The organism is Acinetobacter sp. MD2(2019), from assembly GCF_035615615.1.
Classification (GTDB): Bacteria; Pseudomonadota; Gammaproteobacteria; order Pseudomonadales; family Moraxellaceae; genus Acinetobacter.
The window spans coordinates 21,296-34,894 of sequence record NZ_VTDU01000011.1; the positions used below are offsets into that span (position 1 = coordinate 21,296).

General features: G+C 36.5%; 9 protein-coding genes and 3 pseudogenes. 10 read left to right on the forward strand and 2 right to left on the reverse strand.

The features are described from left to right. Nucleotides 1–73: 73 nt before the first annotated feature. Together I2F62_RS07530 and I2F62_RS07535 are read left to right on the forward strand one after the other, a co-directional pair. Nucleotides 74–508, forward strand: coding sequence for an HIT domain-containing protein (locus tag I2F62_RS07530; protein WP_324626405.1), 435 nt, complete (start codon nt 74–76; stop codon nt 506–508). Between the two features lie 100 nt (nt 509–608). After that, on the forward strand, nt 609–1,997 hold the full coding sequence (locus tag I2F62_RS07535; RefSeq protein ID WP_420713742.1) for an adenylate/guanylate cyclase domain-containing protein: 1,389 nt from the start codon (nt 609–611) through the stop codon (nt 1,995–1,997). 148 nt (nt 1,998–2,145) lie between these two features. Here I2F62_RS07535 and I2F62_RS07540 read toward each other — a convergent pair. Continuing rightward, a pseudogene (locus I2F62_RS07540) lies at nt 2,146–2,744 on the reverse strand (IS1 family transposase). 445 nt (nt 2,745–3,189) lie between these two features. Between I2F62_RS07540 and I2F62_RS13195 the strand changes: the two are divergent. The 3 genes and pseudogenes from I2F62_RS13195 to I2F62_RS07550 form a co-directional block, all read left to right on the forward strand. Further along, nucleotides 3,190–3,318 (forward strand): annotated as a pseudogene (locus tag I2F62_RS13195) (ESPR domain-containing protein); the annotation flags it as partial. A 135-nt stretch (nt 3,319–3,453) separates the two neighbouring features. Beyond that, nucleotides 3,454–5,877 (forward strand): YadA family autotransporter adhesin, encoded by a 2,424-nt coding sequence (locus tag I2F62_RS07545; RefSeq protein WP_420713744.1) that lies wholly within the window; start codon nt 3,454–3,456, stop codon nt 5,875–5,877. Between the two features lie 103 nt (nt 5,878–5,980). Next, nucleotides 5,981–6,811, forward strand: a complete 831-nt coding sequence (locus I2F62_RS07550; RefSeq protein ID WP_324626408.1) for an OmpA family protein — start codon at nt 5,981–5,983, stop codon at nt 6,809–6,811. Nucleotides 6,812–6,854: 43 nt separating this feature from the next. On the opposite strand, the pseudogene I2F62_RS13200 reads toward I2F62_RS07550, so the two are convergent. After that, a pseudogene (locus I2F62_RS13200) lies at nt 6,855–7,246 on the reverse strand (IS5/IS1182 family transposase); the annotation flags it as partial. A gap of 171 nt (nt 7,247–7,417) precedes the next feature. Between I2F62_RS13200 and I2F62_RS07560 the strand changes: the two are divergent. The 5 genes from I2F62_RS07560 (at nt 7,418) to I2F62_RS07580 (ending at nt 13,406) form a co-directional block, all read left to right on the forward strand. Next, on the forward strand, nt 7,418–7,795 hold the full coding sequence (locus tag I2F62_RS07560; protein WP_324626409.1) for a hypothetical protein: 378 nt from the start codon (nt 7,418–7,420) through the stop codon (nt 7,793–7,795). 419 nt (nt 7,796–8,214) lie between these two features. Further along, complete coding sequence (locus tag I2F62_RS07565) at nt 8,215–9,474, forward strand: putative DNA modification/repair radical SAM protein (RefSeq protein ID WP_324626410.1); 1,260 nt, start codon at nt 8,215–8,217, stop codon at nt 9,472–9,474. Beyond that, the gene (locus I2F62_RS07570) at nt 9,475–10,257 is read left to right on the forward strand and encodes a TIGR03915 family putative DNA repair protein (RefSeq protein WP_324626411.1); all 783 of its coding nucleotides are present in this window, start codon (nt 9,475–9,477) and stop codon (nt 10,255–10,257) included. Nucleotides 10,258–11,665: 1,408 nt separating this feature from the next. Continuing rightward, on the forward strand, nt 11,666–12,832 hold the full coding sequence (locus tag I2F62_RS07575; RefSeq protein ID WP_324626412.1) for an MFS transporter: 1,167 nt from the start codon (nt 11,666–11,668) through the stop codon (nt 12,830–12,832). 106 nt (nt 12,833–12,938) lie between these two features. Beyond that, nucleotides 12,939–13,406, forward strand: a complete 468-nt coding sequence (locus I2F62_RS07580; protein ID WP_324626413.1) for a hypothetical protein — start codon at nt 12,939–12,941, stop codon at nt 13,404–13,406. Nucleotides 13,407–13,599: the final 193 nt, after the last annotated feature.

Sequence of the window (13,599 nt, forward strand, 5' to 3'; positions counted from 1 at the left end):
CAGTTCATATTCATGTTAAATTGGATATGATAGTATTGAATCACTTTTCGTTATTTATACGATATATAAAGATATGTTCAGCTTACATCCTCAATTAGCCCAAGATACTTTTCTTGTTGGTGATTTCCCATTATCAACATGTCGTTTAATGAATGACATGCAGTTTCCATGGCTTATTTTAGTCCCACGAGTACCGGGCGTGACTGAGCTATATGAATTAAGCCCAGCCGACCAAGAGCAGTTTTTACGTGAATCTAGTTGGTTGTCTAGCCAATTGGCGCGTGTTTTCCGTGCAGATAAAATGAATGTTGCGGCATTAGGTAATATGGTGCCACAGTTACATTTTCATCATATTGTGCGTTATCAAAATGACAGCGCTTGGCCAAAACCAGTATGGGGCGCGCCGGCTGTGCCATATAGCAATGAAGTGCTTGCGCATATGCGTCAAACCTTAATGTTGGCATTGCGTGGCCAAGGTGATATGCCGTTTGATTGGCGTATGGATTAAATTTTCAAAACACAAAACATAATGTTGCGTAAGAGGTTAGGCAAACGTGCCATTTGAACGCATTATAAAAAATAGATTGCTTCGGGAAAGTATTCTTCGCTTGATCGCATATATTATGCTGTCTTTTGCTGTGTTGTTATATTACTTTCCATCACCTCTAAATATGCAGCATTATGTTGTTCTTATCTTGTTTGCCTTCTTGTTTTTACTTGGAAAAGGCTTACAGCAATATGTGCAAAATAGTACTTTAAGTTATTTAAAACAAAGCATTTTTATTCCAGATTTAGTGGCAATTGTTGCTGCTTTATCTGCAACACATTTTTCTTTGGTTTTTAGTGGTTTATCTATAATTTGTATTGTCTATTTAGGCGCATTGCATCGGGTAAAATATTTAATTTTTAGTACCGGATTGCTGATTTCTGTTTTTGTCTTTTATCTAAATGGTTATTTATTTTACGGATTCGATGACTATTTTAACCAAGGCAATAGTATTTTAACTATTTATAGTTTGGTTTGTTTTGGTTGGGGTTTTGGACTGTTTTTTTATTTTAATCGACGAAGAATTCATGAATTGTCGACAACCAAAAATTATTATAAAGAACAGATGAACCGATATGTCAAATTTTCTAATCAACTTAGCCGTTATGCGCCGTTGCAATTGTGGCAATCGATTATGCGAGGCGAAACGCAAGCTAAAATTGACTATAAAAGAAAAAAAGTAACCGTATTTTTTTCTGATGTGATTGGTTTTACCCAATTGGCAGAAAAACTAATTCCTGATGATTTGGCTTTTGTCTTGAACGATTATTTGGGGCATATGGCTGAAATTGCCAAACGCCATGAGGGAACTTTAGATAAATTCATTGGCGATGGAATGCTCATTTTTTTTGGCGATCCGCAGTCTAACGGTGTAGAGCAAGATGCGCAAAAATGCGTTGAAATGGCTTTGGCGATGCGTCAGCAAATGCATATTTTGCGCGAAAAATGGCTAAAGATGGGATTTCCAGAATTACATATTCGCATGGGAATCAGTACAGGCTATTGCCACGTTGGTAATTACGGCTCGGATGATCGCATGTCTTATACCTTAATTGGTTATGATGTGAATCTAGCTTCACGTTTGCAAGAAGCCGCCAATACCGATGAAATTTTAATTTCGGAAGCCACCTATAAACTTGTAAAAAATGAGTTTATTTGTGTTCCACATCTCCCTTTGCAACTTAAAGGGATTAGTGAAAGCGTTAATTCATGGAAAATTATGGATAAGTACACCGGCGCTTATTCAGGTTTACAACAATGGTTTGATTATGAATACAAAGGGTTTCATTTATTATTAAATTTTGAAGAAGTGCAGCATTATGAGTATGAGCAACTGGTTAAAATTTTAGAAAAAATGATTCATCGCATTCAACAACAGCAAGAACTCACCACTGAAGATGGTATCGGGCGTTTATATTTGGAAGCTGAGAATAATAGCAATAAACTCTAATTTATTTGGAGCCTTAACTTATTCAATTTGTTCGTGAAAAAATTGCCAGCATTTTTTAATGTATTAAATTGCGCATCTTAAATCTACTTAACTTACTAAACCCTTATTTTATTTAAAATAAAGTAGTGTTTCAAAAAGTATGCTGGCATTAGACGAATCCATTGTTGATATAAAAGAACACTAAATCAAAGGCTTTGAAATGATTCTCAAGCTTTTAGGATAAGTTACAGCTTCTCCAAAACTATCCCAGTTGTCACTCGATATTCGAGCATAGCTGATACCCAACTGCTTTAATCTTGCCTTAAGCCGTTTTGCAGTCTTTAAATCTCGCTTACCCCAAACATAAACAATGATTTCATCTGTTTCTCGATGATAGGCATAAATCAACCATTGTTTATTCCGTTTACTGCCAACAAAAGTCCAGAATTCATCTGCTTCGAGGGTTTCATAATAATTTTTCTGTGCTTGGATCTGATATTTTGATTGACTAAGTGTACTTAAAACCTTGCCGATGCTGACTCTTTCGACTTCTGCGATATCTCTAACGCCACTGCCTCGCGCCATCAGGTGTAATATTTTGGTCTTGATTCCTGAATGGAGACCTTGGTAGCTGAGTGCATGATCACCGATAAACTGACGTTTACATATTTTGCATTGGTAATTTTGTTTACCATCCGCTTTTGTGCCATTTTTCTTTATACTGTCGCTCAGGCAGGTAGAGCATTTGATCTGTAGAGTGATTAGCATTTCTCTATCGGATCAAATTCTTACCTGTTTTTTTATTTCAGCATACTTTTTGAAACACGACCAAAAAATACATAGAGTTATTTTTATCCTTAGCAAGGAATTCAAAAAGATTGGATTTTAACACCCAATCAAATGGCAGCGTACTTTTATCTGTTGGCTGCCTAAAATCTCTTGCTAAATCGGCACGCATCAATAAACGAGCATGACTATTTCAAGAAAGACCCTGGTAAAGAGATATTTATTTTCTAAAAAATTGTTTGTAATTGTTGCAAAAACCTACCTGTATATTCATATTTTCTTGAAATGCAAAAAAAATATCACTAAATGATAATAAATTAAATTATTTGACTTTAATTGTTGAAAATGTGAAATTGGTCAAACAATAAGTGTTTTGTTTTAAGTTTTATTTTTTGTAAATATAAATTAATAAAAGTGAGGTCAGTGTATGAATAAAGTATATAAGGTGATTTGGCATAAAGCATTGGGCCAATGGATAGCCGTATCGGAGATCACAAAAGGCAAGACAAAAAGTAAGGCGAAATCCATAATTCGTGGTGCTCTCGTTATAAGTGCTGTTTTAAGTACTCATACATATGCAGCAAAATCAGCTGTTACAGAATCTAGTACTAGTTCTGGTGCAGTTGAGCCATCAAATATTTGTTTAACACAAGCTAATGATTCATATTCGGAAAACAGTCAGTGGGTCTGTATGGGTCAAACTGCAACGGGCGGTATTGCCTTAATTAATGGCATTACTGCAAATGAATCAAATGCTGGAAGTTATAACCTAGATACAAATTCTGCTGGTGTAAATTCAATTGCTATTGGTTCACTTTCGACCATTGCTTCGGCACAAAATGCGATTGCGATAGGCAATTCAGCAAATGTCAATCAAATCAATGGCGTTGCCATAGGCAATGCAGCAACAGTTAGTTATCGAGCTGGCAGCATCGCTATCGGTAATAATGCCCAAGTGGTATTGGGAAGTCATGTTAATGATGTAAATGGACTGCCTGGATCGATTGCTATTGGTTTAAACGCACGTTCAATTGGTGGTAGTGAAACTGTTATTGGCGCATATGCAGGCGCTGGCGCTCAACGCTATGATGATGGTGTAAAAAATGGCTATGGTTCAGATAGTGTACTAATTGGTGATCAGGCTGGTCGGAACTCGCAATATTTATATGCGACTTATGTGGGTGATGAAGCTGGTCGAAATAGTATCGGTCAGCACAATAGTTATGTGGGGCAAAATGCAGCACGTTGGAGAACGGGAAATTATAATGTTGCGTTAGGTAGTAATGCGCTTGTTGGTATCAGTAATACTCAAAATTCTACTGGTAATAATAATACCGCTATTGGTACTGCCACCGGTGTTCGTTTAGAAGGTGATTACAATAGTTTGCTAGGAGGAGGTGCTGGCAGTAATGTAAAAGGAAATTACAATACTTTTAGTGGTGTTGGAACGGGCAGTAATGTAAACGGGAACTACAACACTGCTACTGGTACATATGCGGGTTTGTCTACAACTGGCCATTATAACGTATCTATGGGCTATTTTAGTGGTCTAGCAGTCTCGGCGAATTCGACTGTTGCCATTGGTAGTTACGCCGCTGCAAATAAAGACAATGCTGTAGCTTTAGGTAGTAACTCTAGTACAAATACAGATGCAACAACTGTAGCAAATGCAACCCTAAATGGTTTAACTTATGGTGATTTTGCTGGTCAAGTCACTGATGCTGGCATGCAGGTATCGGTAGGTGCAGTAGGTGCTGAGCGTCAAATTAAAAATGTAGGTTCAGGTGCTATTGCACAAAGCAGTACAGATGCAATTAATGGTAGCCAGCTTTATGCAACCAATGCTGTATTGGGTAATGTTGGTAATAGTATTACCAGTATTTTAGGTGGAAATGCTGTTTTAAATCAAGATGGCAATATCATTTATACCAATATTGGTGGTACAGGACAAAATACGATTGATGAAGCCATTAAATATGTTACTCAGCAGACTGCAAATGCAAATCAAGGTTGGAAGCTAGCAACAGATTCTGGTTCTAGTGCTACAAGTACGGTTCTACCAAATGATACAGTCAGTATAAATGGCGATACCGTTAGCGGGGTTACTGTCACCAATACAGGTAATAATATTACCGTTGGATTAAGTGACCAAATTCAGGTTGGAACAGGAAGTAATGCGGTTTCGATTGATGGCAATGCTGGAACAATCCAAGCGGGTGATGTTGCTATTGATGGAGCAAATGGAAACATTACGGCGGGTCAAGTGACTGTCAATGGTCAAGCTGGTACAGTAAATGGTTTATCAAATACCACATGGGATGCAGATAATATTGTTTCTGGTCAGGCTGCTACAGAAGATCAATTAAAACAAGTTGTGCAAAATGCGGCTCAAGCAGCTACAGCTGCAAAATCTACAGTCACGGCTGGCGACAATATCACAGTTACTCCGAGTACAAATACAGATGGTAGTACAAACTATCAAGTTGCAACTCAAAAAGATGTGACTTTTGATACAGTTAAATCTGGTTCAGTTACTAGTGATAAAGTAACTGTTGGCAATGTTGTGATTGACCAAGCAGGTATTAATGCTGGAGGAAATAAAGTGACTAATGTTGCAAATGGCAGCATTAGCTCAACTTCAACAGATGCTGTTAATGGTTCACAACTATACACAACCAATAATAATATTTCGAATTATTTAGGTGGGGGCTCAACAGTAGATTCAAGTGGTAATGTTACAGCGCCGACATATAGTGTGGCAGGAGGAACATATAATAATGTTGGTGATGCTTTAGGAGCTGTTGATACGAAAATCACGAATGTTCAAAATAATTTAGATCAAGCCTTTTACAACACGAACAAACGAATTGATGATGTAGAGAAGCATGCTAATGCTGGTACAGCTCAAGCACTTGCTACTGCTGGATTGCCTCAAGCTTATATTCCAGGGAAAAGTATGATGGCAATAAGTGGTGGTACGTTCCGTGGAGAATCTGGCTACGCAATAGGCTTATCCTCAATTTCAGATAATGGTAAATGGGTATTTAAAGCCAGTGGTAGTGGTAGCACACGTGGTGACTTTGGTGGCACAGTAGGTGCTGGAATTCAATGGTAGTTTTTAATAAAAGACCAGATATTTTTAAAGTATTAAAAATATCTGGAATTACAAAAGATTCAATCACAATTGCCTAAAAAAATGAATTGATGTGAGGTTAGAAATGAGAAAATTAATTATATTGAGCTTAATTGTTGGTCTAATGAGTGGCTGTAGCACAGGAACAATCATTACCAAAGAAGGTACGACGGAATTACCAAAATGGCATCAAGCAGAAAAAGTTATCTTTAACAAAGATTCAGGAACTTTTCCAAATTTACAAAGTCTAAACCAACTTAGAGAAGGGATGACCAAAGATCAACTTTATGAATTGATTGGACGCCCTCAATATGATGATGGTTGGAGACCAAGAGAATGGAATTATTTATTCCATTTTACTACACCTGGACAAGGTAGCAATAATGTTACGACATGCCAGTTCAAGGTTCTATTTGATCAAAATATGTATGCACGTAGTTTTTACTGGAACCCAATCAATCCCCAGGATGGTGTATGTCCTCCAGTTTTGATACCTCCAGCCAAAAAACCGATTGCGGAAAAAGTATCAACACAGCGTTATACCCTAGGGGCAGATGCATTATTTAAATTTGATAAAAGTGATATCCAAAATTTGAACCCAAAAGGACGAGTGGATTTAGATAATTTGATTGCAGAATTGGGAAAATTTAAAGTGCTAAACGCTATTAACATTCTTGGCTACACTGATCGATTAGGATCAGTATCCTACAACCAGAAGCTTTCTCAAGATCGTGCGGACAGCATCAAACAGTATTTAGTTAATCGAGGTATAAATCCCATTATAGTGAACTCACAAGGGCAGGGATCTGCACAACCCGTTACTGAATGTGAAAACAATTTATCGAGAACTCAACTTATTAATTGTTTAGCACCTAACCGTCGAGTTGTAGTTGATGTTGATGGATATATTGAATAGCGACTGATTGGTGTCTATTGACACTTACTGCTGAAAGTCTGCTCTATAGAGGTGGCCATAAAAATATACAAGCGACTGCAACGGAGCCTTCATAGTTTCGTTTCAACTTGTTATATCGAGTGGCTATTTCTCTAGATTACTTCAATCTACAAAACATGTTTTCAACTTAGTGTCTGTTTTTATATAAATACCAATCCATATGATCATTATGCTTGGTTCCATTTATAATGATAAAAATTATTCGGATTATCAAGCGCCTCGACGACTAAATGTATTTTTGTTTATTTTCCAATGATACTATTTTGAAATAGCTTGAAGAGCGATACCCGCAGAATGTTGATGGACACGCACATCTTGCGTAGCAATGCTACTCACATCGATAACCCCGCATTCCATATCAGTACTAAAAGAGAATAGTTTAAATAAATCTGTCAGCATAGTACAGGGACTAACGAATAGTAAAATTTGGTTTGGCGATTTGATTTTACTACTTCGCTATTTTTTATACTAAAAATGTCAACAGCCCCTAATGCTTAAAAAACAGGTAATTGGTAAAGACCAGCACAACCGAACTTTTTTGAGTAAATATATACAACGGAGAAAATGATGAAGTCGCTACTTTTTTTTATTTTAATAATAGTCAGCAGTAACGTATCGGCATCTTATGTAAATTCGTGTGAACTCATTATATCGCTTGTTAATGATTCATCTATTCGTAGAGTTTATATTAATAAAGATGGAGTGGGTGAGGTTGAAGAAATGCAACTTGTTATTAGTGGCGTTGTCAAAGATGCCTATGCCTCAGGTCGTGCTGATAGTGGTTGCCAGCAATACATCGGGAAACATATAGATAAGACCTTCAGTCATTTCCCAAATAATTTAGAATTGAAGAGTGGGGAAAAAATAAAAGTAAATATTTTTATAAAAGATGGTCAAGCTATGCCTAGATCTGAAACAACAACCTATTTACAGAAAATTCAATAAGAACCTTGTGTGCTATGCGTGTAATCGCCAAATAAAGCTAAGCACTTGCATTTTGAATATATTTCGAAGCAATGCTTTTTGAACAGGACCTATTTTGTCGGAGCGCACTTTTTTTGAGAGACTATTCCGATAAAAACCAAATATACCGCCTAAAAAAGAATTGGCAGCAATTACGGCGATTTTACCTTCAGCAGTCTACGGCGCAAGGGTTATATTCCTGAAAATGACGTACCTAGCATCCAAAAAATTTAGATAAGAACAACTCTAAAAATGTTCAGAAAATATCTGATGTACTTGAGTATTACACTTCCTATATTTTCTTCACGACAGCAAATGTCGCATTGATCATGCATTTGGGTCTGTTTTTTAGCCAAAATAGTATAATCAGCATATTGGTTCAGTAGAAATGAGATTAAGTTATGTCGGATCGTATCCGAGAAAAATTGCAAATTTTGGCAGATGCTGCAAAGTATGATGTGTCTTGCTCATCGAGTGGCAGTCAACGTAAAAATAAAAATGGCGGACTCGGCAACACGGGTTCAGGCATTTGTCATAGCTACACTGAAGATGGGCGCTGTGTATCTCTACTTAAAATATTATTTTCAAATGTGTGTATTTTTGACTGCTCTTACTGTGTTTCTAGGCGTTCCAATGATGTCAAACGAGCCGCCTTTACTGTTCAAGAAGTCGTTGATCTAACGATTAATTTTTATCGTAGAAATTACATTGAAGGTTTATTTTTAAGTTCAGGAATATTCAAATCAGCCGATTACACCATGGAACGAATGTTGCAAGTGGTGAAAAAATTGCGCCTTGAAGAAAATTTTAATGGCTATATTCATCTAAAAACCATCCCCGGCGCTTCTGAAGAAATCATTCATGAGGCAGGTTTGTATGTCGATCGGATGAGTATCAACTTAGAAATGCCAACCACCGAAGGCTTACAGCGATTTGCACCTGAAAAGTCGCATGCGGAAGTGCAAAAAGATTTAGGTATTGTACGAGATCGCCTGATTCAGTTTAAAGACGAAGCTAAATTAATTAAAACCGTACCCAAATTTGTTCCTGCAGGACAAACCACGCAAATGGTCGTGGGTGCGCATCATGAAACAGACCAAGATATTATTATGATGGCGGATCAACATTATAAAGAATTTAAACTCAAGCGTGTTTATTTCTCAGGCTATATTCCAATTAATGAGGATGAGAAAGCCCTGCCTGCCGTTGGTTCAGCACCTCCCTTATTACGTGAAAATCGCCTCTATCAATCGGATTGGTTAATGCGATTTTATGGTTTTTCTGCCAACGAAATTGTTAATACACAACATCCAAACTTAGATTTAGATGTCGATCCGAAGCTGAGTTGGGCATTACGGCATCCTGAGCAATTTCCTGTCGACCTGAATCATGCCGATTACTGGATGATCTTAAGAGTCCCGGGTATTGGAGTGCGTTCGGCAAAGAAAATTGTACAGGCACGTCGTTTCGGTCGGCTCTATATTGATCAAGTTAAAAAAATGGGTGTTGCATATAATCGTGCACAGCATTTCATGCGTTGTGAAGATTCCAGTAAATTTAACAAAGAGTTACAACCCTTTCAAATCCGGCAACAGATTTTACAAACAGGACAGTCTAAATATACCAAACAGCTATCACCACAATTAGACCTTGGATTTTAAATGAAAACCTATATTTTTGATGGGACGATGACCGGCATACTCTGTTGTATTTTTCGTGCTTTTCAATTTAAAGAGTTTGATGTCATTTTAAGTGCTGAACAAAATGTTCAAGGTCTTTTGCTGGGCGAATGTATTTTTGTTTCGTCCAATGATGCACAGGCAAATCGAGTTTGGCACGGTTTAAGTGCAAAAATATCATCCACGGCGTTGCGTAATTTTTATTTTACATTTTTGTCTGAGCAACCTCAGGCTTGGCAAGATTTATTTAATTTTAGTCTTTATGTTTTTCAATCTAAACATAAAGTCGATAAAGATTATGGTCATGCACCTGTTTTGGCAATCGCACAATGGGCAAAAAAAGTTGGACGTGAAAAGCATCGGATGGAAGCATTTGTTCGCTTTAAAAAATGCAAGGATGGCTTATTTTTAAGTTTGGTCCGTCCTGATTTTAATGTATTACCTTTGATAGAACGCCATTTTAAATCCCGTTATCAAGATCAGCGTTGGTTGATTTACGATGAGATTCGTAATTTCGGCATTTATTATGATTTATGCAAAACCCATCAAGTGCATATGAATGTCTTAGAGATTGATGAGACGATTAAAATCGGATCTAGCCAGCATTTTAGCGTTGAATTAGATCAAGAAGAATATTTATATGATCAACTTTGGAAAGATTATTTTAACAGTGTGAATATTCGTGAAAGACAAAATATGAAACTGCATATTCAATATGTGCCAAAACGCTACTGGCGCTATATGAATGAAAAGATGGTTGAATAAAAAATGATGCATCTGTACGTGGTATTACCACTTAACTTCAGTTTATCCTTAAGTGGATAATTACAAAATCCAAAACATTTTACTGCAACAGTTACGATATGCTTGGTTTATTTAAGAAAGTAATAGAATGACAAGTGTATTTTTTTATATTCTGATCGGGTTCATGGTTGCTGCAGCCATCATTTTATTCATCATATTAATGATTAAAAGAGCGAATCGGATTCATGCTTCTCGTGCTAATTATGACAGTCATGTTCAGCATACTAACATTTTTGATGATCATCATTCTGTTCATACGCATCACCACAACTCGCATAGTTATGATGGAAACGGCTCATTCGGTGGAGGGGGAGCATCAGACTCATGGAGTGATTCATCTGGTGGATCGGATAGTGGTAGTAGCAGTAACGACTAAGCTCTATTGTACGGTTGATATCAAGTAACTTAGACAATCCTCATGCTAAATCGTTAGGATTCACATTTCTAGAATTTAAAAAAGTGTTATCGGTGGGGCATTTGAAAGTGTTTCAAGGCCCCAAATATCAAATACTAACCAATTTTTTTTAGATATTGATGGTCTCTTTAATGATCTATATATTGAACTTGAAGAATCTTACAAAATCTAATTCCAAAAAATATTAGGCTTAGCTGTTCACATTTTCTCACTTAACGGTCTTAATCAGCATAACCAGCCTCTCCCCAATCATAGGTACATTATTTTTGCACCAAATATGCAGTATCAGCATCAAAATATTTTGTACTATCAAGCCAATTGCTAATCGCTTTCCCCCCACTTGAACACAGGGTCTCCACTTAGCTTCAGAACACAAGGCCTTGTAAATTAAAGTGAATGGCGTCAAGAGAAAGCGTACCCCAAGCAACACCATCATATTCAGAAAACTCTGAAAACCTTTTTTCTATTTTTAATGTAGGCATACATAAATAAGGAAAAAACACCAAAGTACATATATTTATGAATAATTTTATTTCTAATTCTCTCGTGCACTTCTATAACGATCGGTTTAAACATCTGTGAAATATCTATGCTGTTTTCAACAGGCGTACTATTTAAGTAGTTTGCAAGATTACGATCTAAAAAATTAAGCATAAATAAGCAGAATATAAAAAATATAAATGGCAGATAGATAATCTTCGGGTACTTTCTTACTGTGAGGCAGAATATCTCGTATTCGTTTTTCATGAATTCCATATTTGTTCCGTACAACCAAAATAATTGATTGATTTTTGAGTAAAAAGCATTCTGTCTACAAAAAATATTTTTTCAGTTACAAAATTCATTTGTAGACTGATTTGTAGACTATTGAAACACAACCGCACCTAAACATGTACAACTTGGTACAACTGTTGTATTTTACAAACCATTGAAAATACAAAGATATACAACTCAATGCAAGCCCTTCCAATTCAAGTAAAATTGTCTGGATTTTACTTTTTTTATTATTCCATCATTGGTGTGTTCATGCCGTTTTGGAATTTATATTTGCAACATCAGGGGCTTAATTTCCAACAAATTGGTATTTTATCTTCAATTGCAATTTTAACGCGCTTTTTTGCACCGCTTACATGGGGTTGGATCGCCGATAAAACCGGTAAAAGAATGTTGCTGATTAAAATAGCAACTTGTGTAGAAACATGCATTTGGTTTGCCATTTTTATTATTCCCAATAACTTTCAACTGATTGCTTTTTTGATGTTTGTATTCAGTTTTTTTCAAAATGCCATTTTGGCGCAATTTGAAGGGGTGACCTTATTTTGGTTGGGCGATAAAAAAGCACAATTGTATGGTCGAATTCGGAAATGGGGCTCGATTGGATTTATTTTTGCAGTCTTTGGCATTGGCAAACTACTCGATTTATTCTCAATTCAATATCTTCCCATTCTATTGTTACTAATTTCTTTTTTTACGTTTGCATGGTCGTTTCTTATCCAAGAACCGATTGCAGCACCGAAAGCACAGCAACACTTAGAATCACTTTTGCCTATACTTAAACAAAAACATGTCGCAGCATTTTTTAGCATCGAACTGATTTTATTGTTCTCATTTGCCCCATTTTATAGCTTTTATAGCAACTACATGCACCAGCAGCATTATTCAACCAGCCTGATTGGTATGTTTTGGGCATTTGGAGTGATTGCTGAAATTATTATGTTTGCCTATGCATCTAAAGTAATGCAGCGCTTTACATGGCGACAATTGGTCAGTTGCTGTTTAATACTCACTGCATTACGTTGGTTTTTAGTGGGTACATTCCCACAATTATTGGTTTTGCAATTTATGGCACAAGCCATCCACGCCTTTAGTTTTGGCTTATTTCATTTTATGGCAATGCGTCTGATTTCACAGTCTTTTTCTGCACAGCAACAGGGCCGTGGGCAAGCCGTTTACAGCACCATTTGGGGGATTGGTGTGGCAAGTGGCAGTTTATTGGCGGGGCATTATTGGCAGTTGTTGTCAGGGCAAACGATTTTTGTTGTTGCTGGTATTTGTGTGCTGTGTGCTTTACCTTTTTTGTACTGGCTACCTGCCAATAACGTGAATGAAGCATTGCATTAGAATTAAGCGAAATCATGAGATAAGTGTGTTTAAAAGGTTATTTCAACACACCTTTTTTTATAATTATGCTAAGTTAAGTCGATTGATATAAGGTGTAGAAGAACTCATGAAAAAATTAATGCTCTTCGGTTTGTTTTTAATGTGCAGTACTTTAACTTTAGCGAATGCTCCGAATGCTGTGGCTGAAAAAACACAAAATAATACTATGGATAATTTAGCGATTGTTGTGCGCCCTGAAATTGCGGGCTTGTGGGGGATGCAAATTCCAAATAATGACAAATGTGTTGAATATTATAATTTTAAGTCAGGCAATCAGGTCATTATTAAAAGTGCAGATGAATGGTCGACTGGTATGTATGACTATCAACCTTCACCAGATGGCAGCAAAGTCGGTGCTTTAGCGTTACAAGTTAAATATGATAACGGTCGAAAAGATTGTTCAGGTAAGATGGATGATCAAAGTGGTGAAGTCACACAGTATTTTGTGAAATGGCATAACCTCAACACCATCGAGTTTTGTACCGCAGAAAAAACCAGTAAATGTTTTGCAACCTTAAGACGTATATTGCCTTAATTGGTTGAATATTTATTTAAAAACAGCGATCATCGCTGTTTTTTTGTTTTATATCATATTCTTATAAAAGTTTTTAATGACACGGCGCAATTGTGTGCTATAAAAGCGATTAAAAGTGAATTATTAACTAAAAAATAGCTAGATTATAGTGAGTTATTCACTGAATTCTTTGTAATGATCATTTGTCTTATGT